General features: G+C 56.2%; 14 protein-coding genes and 1 pseudogene. 7 read left to right on the forward strand and 8 right to left on the reverse strand.

The genetic code is table 11. From position 1 onward, the window contains the following. The 3 genes from LC094_RS01590 (at nucleotide 1) to LC094_RS01600 (ending at nucleotide 2,816) form a co-directional block, all read left to right on the forward strand. A complete protein-coding gene (locus tag LC094_RS01590; protein WP_226550340.1) occupies nucleotides 1-1,734 on the forward strand; it encodes an ABC transporter ATP-binding protein in 1,734 nt (577 codons plus the stop codon). A gap of 334 nt (nucleotides 1,735-2,068) precedes the next feature. Continuing rightward, complete coding sequence (locus LC094_RS01595; protein ID WP_226549552.1) at nucleotides 2,069-2,326, forward strand: hypothetical protein; 258 nt, start codon at nucleotides 2,069-2,071, stop codon at nucleotides 2,324-2,326. 1 nt (nucleotide 2,327) lies between these two features. Continuing rightward, nucleotides 2,328-2,816 (forward strand): hypothetical protein, encoded by a 489-nt coding sequence (locus LC094_RS01600; protein ID WP_226549553.1) that lies wholly within the window; start codon nucleotides 2,328-2,330, stop codon nucleotides 2,814-2,816. A gap of 1,058 nt (nucleotides 2,817-3,874) precedes the next feature. Here the strand turns inward: LC094_RS01600 and LC094_RS01605 are convergent. The 4 genes from LC094_RS01605 to LC094_RS01620 all read right to left on the reverse strand — a co-directional run bounded on the left by LC094_RS01605 (nucleotide 3,875) and on the right by LC094_RS01620 (nucleotide 8,802). Continuing rightward, nucleotides 3,875-4,465 (reverse strand): biliverdin-producing heme oxygenase, encoded by a 591-nt coding sequence (locus LC094_RS01605; RefSeq protein WP_226549555.1) that lies wholly within the window; start codon nucleotides 4,463-4,465, stop codon nucleotides 3,875-3,877. A 53-nt stretch (nucleotides 4,466-4,518) separates the two neighbouring features. Beyond that, nucleotides 4,519-7,089, reverse strand: coding sequence for a TonB-dependent receptor (locus LC094_RS01610; protein WP_226549558.1), 2,571 nt, complete (start codon nucleotides 7,087-7,089; stop codon nucleotides 4,519-4,521). 155 nt (nucleotides 7,090-7,244) lie between these two features. Next, nucleotides 7,245-8,195, reverse strand: coding sequence for a FecR family protein (locus LC094_RS01615; RefSeq protein WP_226549560.1), 951 nt, complete (start codon nucleotides 8,193-8,195; stop codon nucleotides 7,245-7,247). Nucleotides 8,196-8,280: 85 nt separating this feature from the next. Next, the gene (locus LC094_RS01620; protein WP_226549562.1) at nucleotides 8,281-8,802 is read right to left on the reverse strand and encodes an RNA polymerase sigma factor; all 522 of its coding nucleotides are present in this window, start codon (nucleotides 8,800-8,802) and stop codon (nucleotides 8,281-8,283) included. A gap of 870 nt (nucleotides 8,803-9,672) precedes the next feature. Here LC094_RS01620 and LC094_RS01625 point away from each other — a divergent pair. The 4 genes and pseudogenes from LC094_RS01625 (at nucleotide 9,673) to LC094_RS01640 (ending at nucleotide 14,972) form a co-directional block, all read left to right on the forward strand. After that, complete coding sequence (locus tag LC094_RS01625; RefSeq protein WP_226549564.1) at nucleotides 9,673-11,745, forward strand: TonB-dependent receptor domain-containing protein; 2,073 nt, start codon at nucleotides 9,673-9,675, stop codon at nucleotides 11,743-11,745. Nucleotides 11,746-11,853: 108 nt separating this feature from the next. After that, a complete protein-coding gene (locus LC094_RS01630) occupies nucleotides 11,854-12,585 on the forward strand; it encodes a HugZ family pyridoxamine 5'-phosphate oxidase (RefSeq protein ID WP_226550341.1) in 732 nt (243 codons plus the stop codon). A gap of 148 nt (nucleotides 12,586-12,733) precedes the next feature. Then, a pseudogene (locus tag LC094_RS01635) lies at nucleotides 12,734-13,019 on the forward strand (ATP-binding protein); the annotation flags it as partial. Between the two features lie 48 nt (nucleotides 13,020-13,067). Continuing rightward, a complete protein-coding gene (locus tag LC094_RS01640; RefSeq protein WP_226549566.1) occupies nucleotides 13,068-14,972 on the forward strand; it encodes a PAS domain S-box protein in 1,905 nt (634 codons plus the stop codon). Nucleotides 14,973-14,988: 16 nt separating this feature from the next. Here LC094_RS01640 and LC094_RS01645 read toward each other — a convergent pair whose 3' ends face one another. From LC094_RS01645 to LC094_RS01660, 4 genes are all read right to left on the reverse strand, one after another. Further along, nucleotides 14,989-16,044 carry a response regulator gene (locus tag LC094_RS01645; RefSeq protein WP_226549568.1) on the reverse strand — a complete coding sequence of 352 codons (1,056 nt, stop codon included), beginning with the start codon at nucleotides 16,042-16,044 and terminating at the stop codon, nucleotides 14,989-14,991. A gap of 629 nt (nucleotides 16,045-16,673) precedes the next feature. Continuing rightward, nucleotides 16,674-17,594 (reverse strand): hypothetical protein, encoded by a 921-nt coding sequence (locus LC094_RS01650; RefSeq protein WP_226549570.1) that lies wholly within the window; start codon nucleotides 17,592-17,594, stop codon nucleotides 16,674-16,676. A gap of 122 nt (nucleotides 17,595-17,716) precedes the next feature. Beyond that, nucleotides 17,717-18,916: a hypothetical protein gene (locus LC094_RS01655; protein ID WP_226549573.1), complete on the reverse strand. Its 1,200-nt coding sequence runs from the start codon at nucleotides 18,914-18,916 to the stop codon at nucleotides 17,717-17,719. Between the two features lie 301 nt (nucleotides 18,917-19,217). Then, complete coding sequence (locus LC094_RS01660) at nucleotides 19,218-20,219, reverse strand: LysR substrate-binding domain-containing protein (protein WP_226549576.1); 1,002 nt, start codon at nucleotides 20,217-20,219, stop codon at nucleotides 19,218-19,220.

The following is a 20,219-nucleotide window of genomic DNA, read 5'->3' on the forward strand; positions in this document are numbered from 1 at the left end:
CTGCTGCGCCGTTTCTCGGCCTACTATCGCCCGCACAGGAAACTCTTCGCGCTGGATTTCTCCAGTGCGGTATTGGCCGGGCTTTTGGAACTGGCCTTCCCGATGGCGGTGACGCTGTTCATCGATCGCCTGTTGCCGACCCATCAGATCGGCTTGATTGCGCTGGCTGTGTTCGGTCTGTTTGCAATCTACCTGTTGAACGCGGGGCTACAGGTGATCGTCACCTATTGGGGGCATATGCTGGGGCTGAAGATTGAGACAGAAATGCGTCGCCGTGCTTTCGACCATCTGCAAAAACTATCCTTCGGCTATTTCGACAACCAGAAGACTGGTCATCTTGTGGCACGGCTGACCAAGGATCTCGAAGAAATCGGCGAGGTCGCCCACCATGGGCCCGAAGATGTGTTCATCGCGGTGATGACGCTGATTGGGGCGTTCCTTCTGATGCTGTCAGTGCATGTGCCGCTGGCGTTGATCACCGCCTTGATCGTGCCGCTCTCGGCCATTGTCACCACTCGCTACGGCACGCGCATGACCCGGACCTGGCGGGCGCTTTACGGGCGCGTGGCAGAGTTCAACGCCAGGATCGAGGAGAACGTCGGCGGGATCAGGGTGGTCAAGGCCTTCGCCAACGAGGATCACGAACGCGCGCTCTTCGCTGAGAACAACCGCAATTACCTGACAACCAAACTCGAAGCCTACAAGTTGATGGCAGCCTCCATGTCGCTTTCTTACCTGTCCATGCGTTTCGTGCAGGTTGTCGTGATGCTGGTGGGGGCATGGTTTGTGGTGGAAGGGGACTTGACTGCGGGGGGCTTCGTCGGATTTCTCTTGCTGGTCAAAGTGTTCTTCCAGCCGATTGTGCGCATCAATTCCGTCATCGAAACCTACCCCAAAGGGATCGCCGGGTTCGAACGTTATTGTCGGTTTCTCGACACCGCACCAGATATTGCGGACCGCCCCGATGCCGTGCAGATCGGGCGGCTGACCGGAAATATACGGTATCGAGATGTACGTTTTGGCTATGGTGCCGGACACCCGGAGATCTCGAGCCTGAGTTTGGAAGTCCGGGCTGGTGAAACTGTTGCGCTGGTCGGGGCCTCCGGTGCGGGGAAATCGACCATATGTGCTCTGTTGCCTCGGTTTTACGAGGTGACCGGCGGGGCGATTACCATTGATGGGGTCGACATTCGCGACATGACCCAGGCCAGCCTGCGCGCCAATATCGGCATCGTGCCGCAGGATGTGTTCCTGTTCGCTGGTACGATCCGCGAGAACATTGCTTATGGTCGTCTTGAAGCGACGGAAGCGGAGATTGTCGATGCGGCCCGCCGCGCGCGGCTGGACGATGTGATCGCGGCACTTCCCGAAGGGTTGGATACGATGATCGGTGAGCGCGGGGTGAAGCTTTCGGGCGGACAGAAGCAACGCCTCGCCATCGCGCGTGTGTTCTTGATGAACCCGCCGATCCTGATCCTTGATGAAGCGACCTCTGCGCTCGACACTGCGACAGAGCGGGCCATCCAGAAAGCGCTTGATGAGCTGTCGCATGGGCGCACGACGCTGGTTATCGCACACCGGCTGGCGACGATTGCAAATGCGGACCGAATTCTGGTTATCGAGAGTGGCAGAGTCGTGGAGGAAGGATCTCATGCTGCGTTGATGGCATGCCCCACCGGCGCCTACCGGCACCTGCAAGATGCTCAGAGTCAATCGCATGAGGCGGGGTCATAGGGCCGACGTGTGATCGGATTTCAACTGCACTGGCGGGCGCCATGACCGTTTTGTGGGCGTTTGATGATTTCTCCCGAGTGCTTACGCCCGTCGGTAAAAGAGGCGCCGTGACCGCCGGCGTATGCTTGGGTCTCAGGGATTTCGGACTGAGGCACATGTGCTTTGAGAGTGGGGATACAGTGGGTTTTCATGAGGGTGCCCCATGCTGGGCAACGACTTGGCGATCCGAAATGGACCCAATCCACGGGAAGGAACCTAAGAGCGACCGCAAAATCCGCGTTTTGGGCGAAAAACAGGCTCGTTTCGTCGGAGCGATAAAAGCCCGATGATATGGTTGGAAAAGTTTTCCACAATTCCGTTCTTTATGTTGTCGAATTTGGGGACGGATTTCGATCATGCTGCGCTGCATTCAGATACCTCACTTCACGTGAGCGGCCATAAAAACTCAGGTGCAGATTTGAAATTCATCGGGCGTCAGAAATGGGATTCGAACCTCTCGTCTGAAGACAGCCTGATCGCATTGGGTTTGATGGAGCGTCTTGGCTTTGAGAGGCGGACGGCTCAGCAGGTATGTGAGGCGAGAACCCGGTGAATTGATCGAGGGCAATGTTCTCACCTGGTCCAAGGAAGATGTGCTTGGAGCAATGTCCGGAGGGATAGAACTGGATCCGCCGCGATATCTGCATGTCACGATCTCCATGCCGCCGGGTCTGCGACTTGAGAGAACTCAATGGGGGCATGTGTTTCGCACGGCATTCCGTCATCTCGGCCTCGCGATTCAGCGCCTGCCGTATTTCATCTGGCAACATCAGGACACCGACAAAGATCATGCGGATGCCATGCTGGCGCTCTCGAACGATCTCGGGCCTTCTGCGGTTCAGGCACAATTCGCGCAATGCCGTCGTGTTGCGGCGCTCCGCAAACATTATTCAACATGGTTGCTGCTTTTTGGGAATGCCGGCCTGTTTGATGCATGGCTTGAGAGAAGGGATAATCCCGATGTCGGGGAAGAGAGACTCACTGGCGGGACTTTCGCTGGGGGTCCGGAAAATTGCGGATTTCCTGAGGGATCGGACGACTAAGACGGGCGAAGACGTGGAGCATCTCTTGGAGCTTCATAGTATGCTCGAGATGGGCGAGGGCGGCAAGGCGGTGCTGGTCGAGAGATTGTTCGAAGAGATCGTGGCGATCCGCAAGCAGCAATAGGTGATGGATGCGAAACTGGACGAAATTCTGGCTCAGCAGAAATCTATGGTGAAGGCTCTGAACCTTCCCGTTGTCTCGGGGACCTGAGTGGCCACGCGGCAGATCGCGCGCGCATAATGGGACCAGAATGGCATCTCAGGATATTCGGGCCCAGTGATGTTGGGCTCATTGGTCCCGGCGGAGAGCGGCATGCTTTGGATTTTCAGCATGAAGCAGATGTCGGTGATCCCGATATGCCAAGTCTGTGATAGCGCGAAGCGCGCCGTTTCGTGGTGAGTTTCTGCACAAATTCAGGTCGGCCACTTTGGCTACGATTTGCAGATTGTGGGTCTTCAATGAGAAGGGAACCAGAGGTGTCAAAGTGGAAGGGGCACGCGTGTTAAGTCAAGGCAATGCTTGGTCAGAGCAAAACGGCGAAAAAGCTGAAGGCCTTAGTTTATCTGCTGCAAATGTCTGAAAGAAACTCCGCAATTCATGGATAAATGCTGCACACGATCTTAAGCTGTGTTGAAATTTAGCCATGTCGACGTTGAGAGAAAGTTGCGGCATGCGCGGTATCTCACGTCGAGTTTTCAAACCTTGCAAAGATGAGCCAATGGGATGAAATGCCTTCCCACCAAACTGCGGTTCAAATTGCAGGGATAGGTGGCGAGTGGAGTAGCTGATGGACATCAAATTTATGGGCATTGGCCTCGGTCGAGTCCGCCGCATTATGCTCGCCCCTAAGCCAATGCGTTCAGCATCCGCATGTGCGCCTGCCCTTTGCCGCCTTTCGAACTTGATCGGAACAGTGAGGGTTGAGGGGAGCCCTGGTGGGGGGAGGACTGGCGGATGAGGGAGAGGGCGGCTTGGTCCATCGCAGCTGTGCTGGAGGAGCGCGGGAGGCGGGGCTTCAGGGGTGACGTGCTGGGGCTTCCGCCCGTTGCGGTTCGCCTTAGAGATACGCCTGTACCAAATCGCGGGTTGTCGCGAATGCGGCCTCGGCCCCTTTGATCGCACGGGCCTGGTCATGGGAGCTCAGGTCAACCGCATCAAGCGCGGATTTGACGGCTTTCCAATAGGGCGCGCGGCCCTCGGGCGGCTCTGCCAGATGGCGAGCGCCATGGGTCTCCGACAGGCCCATCTTGCGGGCGTATTTCAACAGAAAGGCCGCGCCCAGATTGGAGCCTTCGACCACGTAGAGCCAGCCCAGTGCCTCTGGCAGATCGGCGGTTTCGGTGGCGGGCGCAGCGGTGATTTCGGGCCGCGGGAGGTCCAGATCGTCCATGTCCTGTGTCACATCGTTGAGCCGCCCTCGTGCTTTCAATCCGGGAAAATGCGCGGCCAATGCGGCCGAGCGATAGATCGGAGCGGCATGGTGATGCAGCCCGTGCTGGACTCGCAAAAAACGCCCATAGTTCTCAATGTTGTCAAACGGTTTTGCCGCCATGATGGACCGGTCCAACCGCTCATGCGTCGTGTTGGTTTCGGCGCGAAGTCGCATGGAAAGCGTCGAAAGGGCGGGAATAGAAGTTTGTGTGTTCATCTTTCACCTTGCGAAAATGGAAAAGGGCGCACCAAGAGGTGCGCCCTGAGACGTTAGAATGTTGCAGTCAGACCAAGACGCACCGTGCGCCCGGGAGAGGGCATAAGGCCGATTGTCAGCGTGTCCATGTAATATTGATCAGTCACGTTATCGACTGCGAAATCAAAGGTCAGCGTGTCGTTGATTTCATAGCTGCCGAACAGATCGACGGTGGTGTAGGGATCCCAGTCCACAGCCCGGGTCGTCCCGCCGCGTGGTCCACTAAAATCGGAGGACGCACGTTTACCGACATAGGTTACACGCCCGCCCAGTTCGAGCGTCTCGTCCAGAAAGCGCCCCCCCAAGGTCAGGGATGCCGAAGTCTCTGGCGGCACGTGTTGTTGCACATAGCCATTGTCGGAACCACCCGATGAACACGCCCCCTCAAGATCACAGAATTCGGTGCTGACGTATTTCGAGCCAGAGAAGTCGCCGTAGAAACGCCCGGTATCGAAACCGAGGGACAGCTCCCAGCCTTTCATCCGCGCGGAATCCAGATTGACGAAGTTCCAACTGTCATCACGGGTGATGTAATTCTCGATGTCATTGTCGAAATAGGCCAACTTGGCCCGGATCTGTGCGCCGAATTGATCCGTCATATAGTTGACGCCGATCTCTTTATTTTGCGCGTGTTCGGGTTTGAGATCCAAGGTGGGATCCGGGCTCGCCGACCAGCCCACAGTGCTCTCGAAAAGGCTCGGTGCCCGGTAGGCTTCGGCATATTTGCCGTAGACTTGTAATCCCGGGATCGCCTCATAGGTCAATGAGGCAATCGGCGCGAGACCTCCGCCATCGTATTCCGTATGAACCTCTGTCCGGGTTTGCCCGCCATTGCCGTCGTCGACATAGATCGTTCGTGTATTGTTGTCGTAACTCTTCATTTCGGAATAGCGCAGGCTGCCATCAAAGGTCAGCGTGTTCGACAACTCATAGTGGGCCGAAACAAAGGCGCTCACTTCCTGACGCCAACCATCGCGGATTTCACCATCAAACTCCACATAGGGGTAATCGTCAGGAATGTAACTTTCGATATCCGATGGCGGACGGATGTACTCTTTCTTGCCAGCCACCCCATAATTCAACGTCAATGCACGGTCGAACAGGTCCAGTCGCGAGGTGTTGGAGACGTTCAGGCCAAATTGTTCGGCCTCGCTGGCATAGCTGAAATAAACACCGGGAAAACCGGCCATGAATCCATAGGCCGTGTTGATCGAGGTGGTGTTCAGCGTGTAATAGAGGTCAGCCTCGAGATCGATCAGATCGTTGTCATCCGGGTTCCAGCCATAACGCAGCGTCCCCGTTTTGGCATCGACATAGCTCAGAGGCGATTGCCACCCCATGCCGAAGCGAATGATCTGCGAGGGCATCAACTCGCCGAAATCGCTTTCATAATGCATATAGCTTGCATCAATCGAATGCCCGTTGCCCCATTTGTAAATGCCGCGCAACAGGTGAGAGGTATTGTCCTGCGAGGTGTTCAGCACCTCTTCGCCGGGGACAAACTGATTGAGGCTGTCATCCGCAGGATCATCGCCATCGTCACCGGCAAAATAGTTGCCGGTCTTGCGCCGTGCAGTGGCGGCGAGAAGCTCGAAATCACCGAATTTCTGCGCCACCGCAATGCTGCCGTTCCACGAGTCGCCGAATTCCAGCGCACCGGGACGATCATAGCGTTCTTCGTCGCCTTGTCCCGCGCCGATTGTGAACGTCTCTGGGACGTCTGTGGTGTTGCTTGTCACGCCGAAGGTGAGGCGCACGCCCTGTGTGTCACCGTCTTTGATAATGTCGTCGGGCTTTAGTGTAGAGACACGCATCACGCCGCCGGTCGCGCCATTGGCATCCGCGCCGGAGCTTGGACCTTTCTCGATAGACATGGAACCGATCAGATCGGGATCGAGATAGGTCCGCCCCGCAATGCCGGAATAGCCGCGATAGACGGTGGTTTCCTGAAAGCTGCCATCAATGACAACGGGCACACGGCCTTGTCCCTGCATCCCGCGCACGTTGACATCCAAAGCCCCGCTGTTGCGGTTGTCGCCATTGAGCACACCGGCTGCGCCCTTGAGGAAATCACCCACCGAAGTGCCGCGAAAACGTTCAATTTCTTCCGCGTCCTTGTAGACGATGGAGGCGGGTTCCTCGTAATTGCTGTTGGCGGAATAGGAGCCGGTTCCACCCGAAACGATGATCGTATCTAACAACAACGTGCCTTCGGGCAGGTCGACTGCGGCGCTGTCGTTCGTGGCGTAGACTGTCACTGTGTTTGCACTTGTGAAACGATAGCTTAGCCCGCTCCCTGAGAGCAGGGCGGCAAAAGCGCTGCGTGCGGTGTAGCTCCCATTGAGCGCTGGGCTGCGTTTGCCGGCCACAATCTGCGAGGATAGGATCAGGCGTATGCCACTTTGATCCGCCAATTGCGTCAGGGCAGAGCCAAGATTTTGAGCCGGGATGGATAGGGTCACTTCTGCGCTTTGCGCTTGGGCATAAGCCATCTCGGTCCACCCGAACTGGGTCATGCTCAGCGCGGCGGTCGTGCAGAGTGCGAGCGCGCGCAGGGTAGGTCTTTTTCGTATCGTGTTGGTCATTGGTCCCCCGCCGATTTTCAAGGTTCTATTTCGGCTGGGTCACAAGGGCGTCACCTGGCGTGTCATAAGAGAGACGAGACGTGGCGCGCCAACTTGCAGCGGGTTGTGAAAAAAATCTTAACTTTTTATGATTTTATATGGAAAATTGTTTTATATCAGGCTGTTCTGATCGCGGCCAGCATCGGAATTTTGCTGATCCTGACAGGGAGGGCAGCTTCTAAAGCGTCAAGGATCGCGTCGGGGTCGGCCAGATCAAACACGCCTGTGATCTCCATCGTGGCCAATTCATCCTCCATTAGGACGATCCGACCGCCGCGATAGCGTTCCAGTTCCACGGCAAGATCGCCAAGCGCCCTGCGGTTGAAAATGAGCTTGCCTCGCCGCCAGGCGCTTGCCTCGCTAAGATCGACGGTTTTGATGTCAGAGAAACGGCCTTCGCGCGTGATCTGAATGTGTTGACCGGCGGCCACATGTCGTGTGCCGGTCTGGCCCGTGACGTCAGCCGCGCCTGTGTGAACGACAAGCCCGACTCGTCCATTGCACAGATCGACATCAATCTCACCCTGCGCACAGGTGATCGTGGTCTTGCCCTCCGAGACATGAAACGGCGCAGTATTGTTTTGAGCGACCGTGAAAAATGCCTGTCCGCGCGCGAGGGACACGCCCCGGTCACCGTTCTCAAATGTACCGGAAAGCGCGGTGCGTGCGTTGAGCAAAACATCGGTGCCATCTTTAAGTTTAAAGCTCTTACGTTCGGCTGTGGCCGTCTGATAATCGGCGAACAGATGTGTGCCGAGAATGCCGAGGCTGTGCATTCCGCCTGCCACAATCATCGACGCGCCACCGCCAATGACGGCGCGCCGTGTCATCCGGCGGTTGCGCATCTCGCGTCCCCAGCCGGCCCCGGCGGCCCCGAGACCGTTCCAGAGCTGCTCGGCCTCCTGCGCTGCCGCTTCATGTGCGGGGCTGATGGCGCGCCATGCCTGCCAGTTCTGCGTGTCATGGGGTTCGGCGCTGCCGGAATGTAGCCGGACAATCCAATCGAGGGCCTGATCGCTGAGCTCGGAAGAGGTTACATTCATGTTGTCTTTTCCGCTGGAGGTCATGACCCTTGCCACCTTTTTGCCGTTTGGCGTGCTGTCTCTATAGACGGGACGAAATGAAAGCATCGATCTTGCACTGAAAAATCTTCTATTGTGTGTGATGCAGATAATCGCGGCAATGCCGAAGCGCCTGCGCCATATATTTCGCGACCATGCTTTCGGAGACGCCGAGGGCCAGCGCAATTTCACGATGGCCCATGCCGAGACAACGGTTCATCAAAAGCGCGCGCCGGGGTTTGTCCTTGAGCTTCAAGAGCGCTCTGACCAGTTGTTTCAACTCCTCGCGCGCCAGCATCACCTCCTCTGCGGAGGGCACATCGTCCATCAGCGTGTCGATGTCGATATCCCCAATCGCGGCGCGATCACTGTGCCGTTTTTCCCGACGGATCAGGTCAATGGCGATATTGCCCGCAATGCTCAGCAAATAGCCACGGGGGTTGTTCACTGAGGAGGGGGCGGTTTTAAGGCCTTCGAGCCTGATCCATGTTTCCTGCATCGCTTCATCGGCCAGGTCCTGTGACCCCAGACGTCCGGCCAGACTGCGCCGCAAACCATGCCAATGATCGAGGTAGAAGCGAAAGAGCCGTATTTTGCTATTTTGGTCTGTCATACACGATTGGCCCGACATTCTGCGACCACCTTTCCGGTCGAATTATGCGATCCTCCGCGCAGCACGGGAGAGCGTGTCCCGATGGTGGTTTCGAAACAGCTCAGAATTCCAGCGATCAATAAAAACAGCCATGCCTGACCTCTGCCAATATAACGATTTCGTCTGATGGGCTGACAGTCATGCAACCTTTGGTGCGCGAACTGACGTGATCTTGGCGCTCACGTGTACATCGTGATGCCAGAGGCGGCTGCCAGAAATTTAAAGGCATATGTCTTGGAAGAAAAGACATTTTTCGGTGCAAATATTCCCGCGGCTTGGGGCAATTCTCTCCGTCGGTCGATCGTGCCCCGCTTTGTCGCTCACGATGGACTTCGCAGCTAGATACGCCAAGTGGGTGAGGCGCTCTGGATTACAGGCAAACTCAGGCATCATTGTGGGGATGCGATGTGCCGATGGCAGCGTCAATATTATATCACCGCTTCGCCTGTTGCGCTGATCCCACCAAGGCATCTGCAAGGCGAGGCTTCTCAGAAAAACTCGCCAGATGAAGCCGAAGATCCTCTATGTTCAGCACGTTCAGTGGGGCTCCATCCCATTGCTTCTATGAGGAAACCCGTAGGGTGGGGAGCGGCGGTGCTCTCACAGAGCGGCGCTAATTCTCGCAGCTTTTCCGCCAATCTGCTTGCGGTCGATGGTGAACTTTGTTTTACTGCGCAGAGCGAATACGCTCTCCGAGACAGTTTGATAAGGTGCGCAGCACCTGTGAACGATCCAGGGAAATTCCACATTTCTCTGACGTCACAGGAGTTGACAATGTCGCAGTTTATGCGTCCCAAAAGACGTGCTCTTTCTTTTGTTGCAAGTACAAGCATGCTTGCAATTTTTCCTCTTTCCGCGCTGTCTCAAAGCGAAAGTGTCGAGATTCACGAACTGGCGCTGATTGTTGTCCAGAGCGAAGCGGGGGCATCTGACACAACGGTTCCGACAGAAGATTTGCAAACCCGTTATTCCGGCAATCCCCAGAATGCACTCGATATGACTCCCGGCGTGTCGACCCGGCAAAGCTCAGGTCAGCCGGGGATCGAAGTCAATATTCGGGGCATGTCTGGATATGGTCGGGTGAATTCCATGATCGATGGGGTGCCACAAAGCTTCAAGAATACGGCGGGGCACGAAGCCTCGGGTGGCAATCTTTTGTACATCCAGCCCGAGTTTCTGAGCGCGATCGACATCGAACGTGGCGTCGTGTCGGGGGCCGCAGGTGCCGGGACGCTCACCGGGGCCGCAAATTTCCGCACCATCTCGTTGGAGGACATTCTGCGCGAGGGGGAGACCGAAGGCGGCATGGCCCGCCTGAAGTTTGGTGACAACGGCTATAACTACTCCGGCCTTTTCAGCTACGGGAAACGCTTTGACGGGCTTTGGGGCGGAGACGGCCATGTCGATGTGCTCTTTGGCTATGCCTATACGGACGAAGGCGATTATGCCACGGGCGACGATGGCGAACTGAGCAGCTCTCGCACCTCAGTCAACGCGCCGGAAGGCAAGCTCGCCAAGATCGAAATCGCTCCCAATGACGCGCATAAACTGAGCTTTGGTGCGCGGTGGTATGGCAACACCTTCGACAATTCGAGCTACACTTGGGATGTCGATAACCAAACTTGGACCGCCGATTACGCCTACGCACCCGGCAATGATCTGATCGATCTGAAAATATCGACCTATTACAACAACACAGCGCTCTATTACCCCGGTACCGGCGGCTCTTATGCGGGACGCGAAACCGAAGAAGAGACCTATGGGCTCTCGGTCACCAACAACAGCCGGTTTGCGCTCGCGAGTGGCCGTGACCTGACGCTCAATTATGGGCTGAGTTGGACGCGGGATGATTTCCAAACTCATGCCATGCGCGGCGGCAACAACCCCGGTAAACTTGATAAAGCCAGCCTCTTTGTCGACGGGCAAATCGACTATGGCCGCGTGGTCGTGTTCGGCGGGCTGCGCTATGATCACTGGCAGGTTGATGGCTACCGTGCGCCCTATGCCGCCGGCGTTGCGGATTGCCCGCCCAATGGTCCGTCCTGTGGGGATGAGTGGGTCAAACGCGACGGCGGGGAGCTTTTGCCAAATATTGGACTGAGCTACGCGGCGACGCAAGAGCTGACCCTTTCTGCAAGCTATGCGCACACATTCCGTCCGCCGACGACGCATGAAATGTTCTATGGGCTTGTGCCCTTCGGTGACGGTGTGGGGACAGGGATGACCAATAATCTCGACCTTGATCCAGAAACCAGCCGCACTGTGGAGTTGAGCGCGGAATTCAATCGCCAAGGAGTATGGGGCGCAGAAGATCAGGCATGGTTCAAGGCGTCGGTCTTTCGCAGCTGGATCAAGGATTACATCGTCAATGATTTCGTTTCGATCCCCGGTGATGCCTATGATCGTGCAATGTGGGTCAACACGGATGGCACAACCATCATGCAGGGGATCGAGTTCGAGGGGGGCTATGACACCGGAAAATTCTACGCCAATCTTAGTTTTTCGATCAGCGACACGGACAGCCAACCCGTTGGCAACGGTACCGGCATGGGCAATGGTCTGACCTCCTCGCAGCCCGATCGCACAGCGATGCTTGACGTCGGTATGCGGGCTTTCGAAGAAGCTCTGACGCTTGGGGCACAGGTCCGCTATGTTGGAGCGACGGCGCAGGCTGCCTATGACTGGGGCAGCTATCCTGACGGCGCGTATCTTTCGGAAACAGACAGCTACACGCTTGTTGATCTCTACGGCAGCTACGCACTGAACGACACAGCCGAGCTGTTCGTTTCTATCGAGAATGTTTTCGATGAAGCCTATGGGTATCCGGGCGGCAACGAAGCTGCCTACCAAGAAATGGCGGGCCGCGGCCGCACTTTTATTGCTGGCTTGACCACCCGGTTCTGAAAGGGGTGCTAGGCATTTCTGTGCAACTGCGCTTGTACGAGGTCAGAGGGGCGCTTTTTGGCGTCCCTCTTGCCGGGAAGCGAAAAGGGGGACGCAGTGTCTCATCGCATGAAACTGGTGCGGGAAACGCCGCTTGAACAAAATGAGGTAGAGCCTTTTGGTCCGCGAGACTTGGCGCGGCGCATTTTGCGCACAACACGTCAAATCTCATTGGCGACTTTGGATCGCAACAAGGGCTTTCCCTATAGCGCTGTCACGAACCTCTCTGTGGAACCCGATGGGGCAATTGCCTTTTATGGAGCCGCGATAAGCCATCATTCCCGCAATATTATGGCCGACCCCCGCGTGTCTGTCACACTGAGCCAAAGCGAGGGGCGCGATGTGTTGCGGGACCGGCGTATGACGTTGATCGGGACAGCACACAGGCTTGATGGCATCGCGTTTGAACGGGCCAAGAACCGCTACAAACGTAAATTCTTCCGCTCTTCGAAATATCTCGATCTGGCAGACAGCTGTATGTTCAAACTCAATGTTGAGGCCATCCATCTCAACGGCGGACCCGCACGCTATTCGGATAGCCTGTCTGCCGAAGATTTGAGTGTCGATCTGCGTGGAGCCGAAGCGTTGCTTGAGCAAGAAGAAAGCTTGATCGCTCACTTTGGGAGATTTCCAAACAAGATCAAAATGTTGACCTCGCATATTAACGGGGTGCGCGGGCGTTGGCATATTGCTACGATTGACCCTGAGGGCATGGATTTGGCCTCTGAAACGGAGTTTCATCGCCTAAGCTTCTCTCAGCGGGTCACGACACCTGCGACGCTCTTGGGTCTTTTGTCATAATATTTACAAAACACCGACACTGACTGCAGGATGTTGTCAGGTTAAAGCATTTTGCTTTTCATCTGAGAGATAAGCATGTGCTTAAGGCCATCCTTAAGCCCCTTTGGTCTGGCTGAGATATCCGGTCGAAATGGCGGCCAATTCAGTGATAGGCTACCTGCCGTTCAGTTCATCAGGCGGCGCGCTACTGTTCCATCTGATGAGCAAGCTTTACAAGCGCAGCAGTGTGGTCATCACCGCGAACCTCAGCTTCTCCGAATGGACCAATTTTGCGCCGCCCTTGACACGCAGCCTTGCTGGATCGGCTCACGCACCGCTGCCACATCCTCGAAACCGGCAGTGACAGCTACCGCTACAAAGCCAGCTCAGACACCGCGAAGAAAAAAGAAAGGAGATACCTGTGGCTTTCGAAAAAATCTCGAAAAGTACGGTAGACAAAGCCATCACCTGAGGGCACCAATTTAATCTCACAGGAAACCTGAGTGACAGCGCCGAACGTGTGTATCCGTCATTTGGCCAATGCGTGGGAAAGAATTTTGAGCAGCCAATTGAAAGATTCTCCGATTATTCAAGCCTTTAAGCGCATGCAGGTCGCGCTTATGATTTTAGGATCGGGCGGTCAAATATTGCACAGCAATCATAAGGCCAATCGCTTGTTCGGGTATGACGAGGACGAGCTTATAACGCGCGACATATGTGATGTTTTGTGCGTTGAATCTGTTGCTGAGTTGAATGCCTTTATCGAACCTCCCGCCGTTGATACCCTCATCAAAAAAATAGCGGGACGGCATAAAAACGGGGAGACACTCATTCTCTCGGTACATGTCTCGCTATGGATCGATGCCGATCTGGGCCAGCAGCACGCATTGGTCTTGAGAGACATTTCAAAGGAATTGAAGGCGCAAACTTCGGTCAGAGATGAGCTCCAAAGGGCGAACAACGCCATCGTCGGCGCTCAAATTGGAGTGTTCGAATACAACCCCGTTGATGACACCGTGATTGTTTCCAACATATGGCGAGAGTTGTTGGAGCTGGACCCGTCAGATGATGTGGATGTTCAGGTGGAATGGCGAGGCCGCGTGCATCCTGAGGAGCTTGATGCCGCATTGGAGCCCATCCGCCTGTGTCTCGCCGGCACGCACGAGAGGGCGCGTTGCGAATATAGATTGCGATCACGGGATGGAACGCAATGGCGCTGGATCCGTACCGATATTGCGGTTTCAAAACGGAATGAGGCTGGTCAGCCTATTCGTTTGAGCGGCGCAATGTCGGACATCTCGGACATCAAGGCCACCGAAGACGCTTTGAGAGCAAGTGTCGAACAGTTTCGCACCACATTCGAAAGTCCGGTTATCGGGAAGGTCATTGTCGGCTTAGAAGGTGACTTGCTTCGTGTAAATGAGGCCATGTGTGATCTTCTAGGGTATTCCAAGGAGGAGCTTCAGGCCACCGACTTCCAGACATTGACGTATCCCGATGATCTGGACAAAGATCTTTCTTTGTTTAACCAATTGAAAAAAGAGGAAATTTCTCACTACGAGCTGGAAAAGCGCTACATCCGTGCGAACGGTGCCATTATGTGGGGGCACTTAACCGTGAACATGATCAAAGACGCGAAGGGCCAGCCAGAATATTTCGTTTCCCAGATCATAGATATCACCGAACGACGGCGGCTGAGTGAAGTTAAAAGCAGATTTGTGTCGACTGTCAGTCATGAACTTAGAACGCCACTGACCTCGGTTTTGGGCTCTTTGATGTTGCTGTCTTCCCTTGATGATGAACCTCTATCTGATGAGGCTCAGCGGTTGTTGTTCATTGCACAGAAAAACGGGGAGCGCCTGCGCGATCTGGTCGATAACATTCTGGATTTTGAAAAGTTTTCAGCCAAACAAATGCGGTTTGCCTTATCGGAAAACCAGCTTGTCTCACTTGTTGAGGAATCCGTTATGGTGAATTTGGTTGCGGCAGATATATCGGGTGTGCGCTGCAACATCATTTGCCCGGATCGGACGGTGCGCGGTTTTGTTGATCCGAAACGCTTTGCTCAGGTGATGGCCAACCTTCTGTCGAACGCTACGAAATTTGCCGCAAAAGGGAGTCCAATTGATATCTCTGTTATAGAAGAAAGCGAGGCCGTGCGCATTACAGTCCTCAACAGAGGCGATGGCATTCCGGCGTCCATGCAGGCTCATATGTTCGAGCCTTTTTTCCAAGCCACACCTGGGGCGACCCCCATCAAGGGCGGGACTGGTTTGGGCCTCAGCATCACCAAGCAAATTGTTGAGCAGACGGGGGGGCAAATCGGGTTTGAAAGCGTTCCCGGTGAGATCACCAAATTCTGGTTTACCATACCGAAAAAATGCCCCGAAGGACATCCTGGCGACTGATCTCTATGGCGTCGCTTTAGACGCTGTATGCAGAGTAGATATTGACCGGCCTTGGCGCTTTTTGTTTCTCCTCAACGCGCGCCTGAGCACGTGCAATTGCGCGCTCAAATGTATCGCGCACCGAGAGCATGGCACTGGTGTTGGGCCGCAACGGGCTTCCTGCGGAGACTTCGAGATCAAGAGGCTCCCCATTGTCGTATTCGGAGTTCTTTTCATCGAGAGCGTTCTGAATTTCGGATTCGAGTTTTTCAGAGGTTTCAAAGTGGGGCGTGTTGGAGACCACGATAAAGGCGCCATTGCCGACATAGGACATCAAAGGCTTCGTCGCTCCCAGAGCATTGAAAATCGCGTCGGTCACCTCAGTGAGCGCATATGAAAACTCTGCCATCGAGGCTCGGGAATGGATGGCCTCAATTTGATGTATCTTCACAGCAAAGATATTTGAGCCGCCAAGGCCCGCATTTGAGAGCTGTTTTAGGTAATTTTCCAGAGCACCTTCGCAGATAAGGTTTTTGATACCTTCAATCGTCACAGCGTCAGAAAGCGGGGGCGGGGTGTCAGATTCACAAGAAAGGGTCGGCTGCGAACTTTTGTCATTCGCCTCTAGGTGACCTTGCCGTGCGGCGATGAGTTCCTTGGCAAGTCGCAAACGCGTACGCAATTCAACGATGTCGAACGGCTTGCTGGCGTAATCCGTCGCACCAGCTTCAAAAGCGCGGTCAATGAACTCACGCTCTTTCATTGCTGTGAGCATGATGATGGGCACCTTGCGATATGAGGGGACCTCACGAACACGGGCACAAAGCTCGATCCCATCCATTCCCGGCATGTTGATATCCAGAAGGAGGCATTCAAACGGAGCCTCACTGTTCGCCAAAATATCCAACGCAGCAGTCCCCGAAGGGGCCGTCGACATTTTGTCGAAGCCCGCCTTCTGGCCGATCATCGGCAGAAGTTCCAGTATGAAGGGGTCGTCATCGACAGCCAGAATTCGCATGTAGGCCTCTAAAATTGAAAATGCGACAACCGTTATGAACTCATACAGCCTTCCGTAGATGGAGAAGGTGACCACTAAGGCGCATTTGCGCAATTTGCAATTAAAAATTGCATTTGGAGAGGCTTTATGTCTTGGGTGGGGTGGTAAGGTAATGTTTTATCTTATTGAATTTAAAAAATTTTGTTATTTTCTTTGCAGTCTGCCATAGGTTGTTTGGTGTGTCTGTGCAGTATATCAGACTGTTTCCAAATGGTTTCTTTGATGTTCTGCATATTGAGCAGATTTTCTGCAAACCATGTCTGACATCAGAAAACAGAGATCACTCCCCCCAACAATCAAATTGCCCGCAACTGTTAAGGAAGAGGATAGGCGCCAATTGCTTCATCGTTGTTTCAAAGAACAAAGTGGTATTTGAGACTCTGGCTCGCTGCCGTGTCCCACTTAAATGATGGGCGCTGCAGACTGATCAGTCTTGCTCAATGCCAGCGCCGTCCGCCCCTTCTGGAAAAGCACTCCGCGCGACACATTCCATCGCAACTTTTCCTTTCATGCGCCATGCGGCGAACTTTCGCTTTCCGCCGATTTCGTTTAGATATCGCTTCCGGCCCATTGCCTTCATTCGGCGAATTGGGTCTCGCTGAGGCGCTGCTTCACTAGATCGGTCATTGAGCTACGCTTGCCTCACGCGACCCGGTCTTCCAACGTCAGTGGATCACGCGCCAGTCCCCCTTCGCATCCTGCCAGACATAGAGCACCAGCGTGGCCCGCTGGCCCGTCGACGGATTGTAGAACGCCAGAGGGGAGGGCACCAGAGCCGCGAGCCTGCCGTTTCCGAACCGCTGAACGATGCCGGCATTCGGATCCAGTTCAAGGATTTCGAAACCGGTATCAGCTTGGAAAAGGGGGGCAAGGGAGGCGTCAAAAAACTGGTCGGGCGTGACGCCGATGGCAGCGGCCTGCCGGGAGATATAGGGGGCGAGGGCCTGACGTGCGGTCTCTTCGCCATGCGCCAGGGCGGCGTGGAGGCGGGCATAGGCGGCGCGGATGCCGGTGTCGGCCTCGGAAGTCAGGGCCAAGGGCTCAGCCGCTTGCCAGATGAACGGGGGCAATGCCATGTCGACGTCGACAACAAAGTCTAAAGACGCCGTTCCATCCGCGTGGGTGGCGGTTTTAACTCCGGCGATGGCCAGGTGCTTCTGTGTGCCGGGCGTGCTGACCAACCACGGGCCGTCGGATCCGGCGGTGTCGAGTGTGACGGCGATCGCATGTTCCGTGTCGGCAAAGGGCAGCGTGGGCTGGCCTGCAGGTCTCCACAACAGGCGCGCGCGGAAGGCCGTTTCGAACCCGTCCACCGGATCTGCACGGGGCGTGAGCGTCAGGGCGACAGTGTTCTGCCCCTGTCGGAAAGCCGGGTTCAGCGGTATGTGAGTGGTGATTGTCGCGTCAGAGCCAAAAGGCGCGCCGGGGGTGAAAACCGGGACATCGTTTACGCGCATGTCCAGGGTCGCGGCGGTGATGTCGATGTCGAGACCGATCGCAGTCTCTGCAGGATCGAGCGGCGCGGCCGTGACCTTGGCGCCGCCCTGAAGCAGGCAAAGCACCAGTGCCGCGCAAAGAGCTGTCAAAAAGCCTCTGCTGCGGCTGGTGCGGGTTCGCGGTGTCGCGTTTAATCTTTGGATAGCGGACCTCATCTTTCGTCTCTCGGGCAGGATTGCGAGGCGGGGCGCGTGGGGCGTGCCGGTTTGCGTCAGTCAGGGGTCGAAGGTGTGCCGCCGGAGAGCACCCAATCGCGGATCCGCTTCTTGTCCGCGCGCTTGCGCCCGCAGGCAACATGCATGGCGTCGATGTCGGTATCGTAAACCAGGCCATGCACGTCCGCCAAGGAACGGAGCCAGGTCGGGAACGATGTGAGCTTATCAATCGGTGGAATCCCGTCTTCCTGCAAGCTGGTCTTCCCAGCGAAGTGGCTGTAGTTGACCTTCGTGGAATGCTGAAGGGTCACTTCCCATTCCGGGTTGCGTGAGGGATTCATCCGAAGGTGCAGCCTGAGAGGATTATACCAGCGTTGTCCGCTATCCTTTTCGGGGAGGGCCACCTGGATCTCCCAGTCGCTTGTTTCGGCGATGTCGAGCCCGAGCCCACGGGCCAGCGCTATCACCTCGCTTGCCTCGTCTTGGGCCGTTTTCTGGGCCGCCTGCTGGGCGGTCAACTTGTCGAACAGAGCCCGGCAGGCGCTCTCGTCAGGGCCGATTTCGCCCATCACCGTCTCGAGCGTCTTGTGCAGGGTGGTCAGGAACTTCTGCTGCCGGGGCGTGTCCGGCGGAACGGCCGAGAGATCATGGCACAGCCCGGTCCGGGTTTCGGGCGCGAGGGCAACCGTCAGCATCATGGCCCAGAATGTCAGGTCGACCATGTTGAAGGTTTCGCCCTCGGGGGCGGACAGCCCCAAGTACTCGGTGTGCCGCAGCACCGCGAGCAGGCGGGGCGCCTCGGGGATGAAGGGGCGGAACCTCTCGAGCTTAGCGCGTTGCCCGGGAAGGCTGGTGTACCTGTGGCACTGGGTCAGGGTTTTGAGCCGCGCTTTCAACTCTTTCGCGGTATCCAGGCCACTCGATGGCAAGGCGCCGGTCGCGTCGAAGCCGAAAAGGTACAGCCCTACCAGCCGCGGAAAGATCAACGGCTCGGGCCCGGTCATGTCGGGCAACAGTTGCTTGTAGCCTTCAATCAAGAGTGGAATTTCACCTTGGGGCACGGCGGGGGCGATATTGGCGCGCCGAAGGTAATGCCGATAGAATGTGATACGCTCTTCGGGCTCGAGATCCCGTGCCAGTTTCGCGGCGATCGGCACGATGTGATGGTGGTTCATCGTCCAGAATTTTGGCTTGGTGTCAGTGCCTTCGTCAGCAATGAAGGCACGCGCGAGCGTGGCAGGATCTTGTGTCGACATGAGCAGGGCCTTCTTTTTGGTCCGGATGGCGGGACTATGGGACGGGAAACGATGCGGTGTCCATCCTGCAACCCAAGGTAATGGGGCAGTCAGCAATTTTGTGCGCGAGTCAGACGAGCCGTTTGCCGAAGCCCTGAGAACCACGGGGTTAGCGATGAAACTGGCCGGTTTCGATGTGAAACGGGGGGCGAACGCTTGTAACTGTGCCACATCGACAAGAACCAGCCCCAGTCTTGCGGATCCCCGTTGGAATTGGCGCTCTTCGAATATTCGCCGTTCTGATGGGCGGAGCGTCGTAGCTTCACGGAAGCGATCGTTCGGACCTAGGCGCTGCGATTGCCTGCCGCACCTGTTCAATTAACCAGCGCAGTGCAGGATCGGTGCGCCGACGCTTTGCCGAGATCGCGGCGAAGGGGATCGAGGGCATTGTAACGGGTGGAGCGGCAACTTCCATGCCCGGATCGACGGTATCCAAGCACCGCCGCGCCACTGTCAGGATCAGGTCGGTGCCACGAACAACCTGCGGCGCCACGTTCCAATGGGGAAGAACCAAAGCAATGCGCCGTTGCTTGCGATGTGAACGGAGGTGGAGATCGAGCTCTGTCGCCGCCTCGCCATGCACCGCCGTGAGGACATGGGGTGCGGTCCAGTAGCGTGCTTCGGTCAGGCCGTGATAGGGCTGCGGCTGGGCCAATGGATCGAGAAGGCAGGCATACTCGTCTTCGAACAGGGTCTCTGCGATGCAACGTGAGGGCAGTTCAGGGAAGACCCCAAAGGCCATGTCGATCTCGCCATCGGCCACCGCACCGATCATTCCTTCGCGGCTTTTCTGTGTGACCACAAGATCGATGCCCGGCGCCTCCGCGCGCAGGCGCTGCATGAGGTCTGGAAGCAGGAGTGCGGTGCCATAGTCAGACATGGCAAGGCGGAAGACATGGCGCGTGGAGGGGTCGAAGCCCTCGGGTGCCAGCACGGTGCGGATCTGCGCCAGCGCCTCGGCCAGCGGGGCGGACAGCGCGAGCGCGCGGAGCGTTGGCTCCATCTCGCGCCTGCGGCGGTGGAACAGCGGGTCATCTAGCAGAATTCGGAGGCGCGCGAGCGCATGGCTGACCGCGGGCTGGCTCATGTTCAGGCGTTCGGCGGCCCGCGACAAATGTCGTTCAGCAAGAAGCGCGTCGAGCACGACGAGAAGGTTCAAATCGATAGTACGCAGATTATTCATATGCTGCATGTTAGTCTGCTCATGTCGAATTTCAAATGCGGCTTGTGATAAGTCATACGAGAGGGAAAGCGAAAGGATCAT

This window comes from Celeribacter naphthalenivorans, from assembly GCF_020524585.1.
Taxonomy (GTDB): domain Bacteria; phylum Pseudomonadota; class Alphaproteobacteria; order Rhodobacterales; family Rhodobacteraceae; genus Celeribacter; species Celeribacter naphthalenivorans.

Bases quoted from the DNA above. Each gene is read 5' to 3' on its own strand.
- LC094_RS01660 (WP_226549576.1), bottom strand. From the start codon at position 20,219: ATGATCCTTTCGCTTTCCCTCTCGTATGACTTATCACAAGCCGCATTT.
- LC094_RS01615 (WP_226549560.1), bottom strand. From the start codon at position 8,195: ATGACCTCCAGCGGAAAAGACAACATGAATGTAACCTCTTCCGAGCTC.
- LC094_RS01605 (WP_226549555.1), bottom strand. From the start codon at position 4,465: ATGAACACACAAACTTCTATTCCCGCCCTTTCGACGCTTTCCATGCGA.
- LC094_RS01655 (WP_226549573.1), bottom strand. From the start codon at position 18,916: ATGTCGACACAAGATCCTGCCACGCTCGCGCGTGCCTTCATTGCTGAC.
- LC094_RS01620 (WP_226549562.1), bottom strand. From the start codon at position 8,802: ATGACAGACCAAAATAGCAAAATACGGCTCTTTCGCTTCTACCTCGAT.
- LC094_RS01630 (WP_226550341.1), top strand. From the start codon at position 11,854: ATGAAACTGGTGCGGGAAACGCCGCTTGAACAAAATGAGGTAGAGCCT.
- LC094_RS01610 (WP_226549558.1), bottom strand. From the start codon at position 7,089: ATGACCAACACGATACGAAAAAGACCTACCCTGCGCGCGCTCGCACTC.
- LC094_RS01625 (WP_226549564.1), top strand. From the start codon at position 9,673: ATGCTTGCAATTTTTCCTCTTTCCGCGCTGTCTCAAAGCGAAAGTGTC.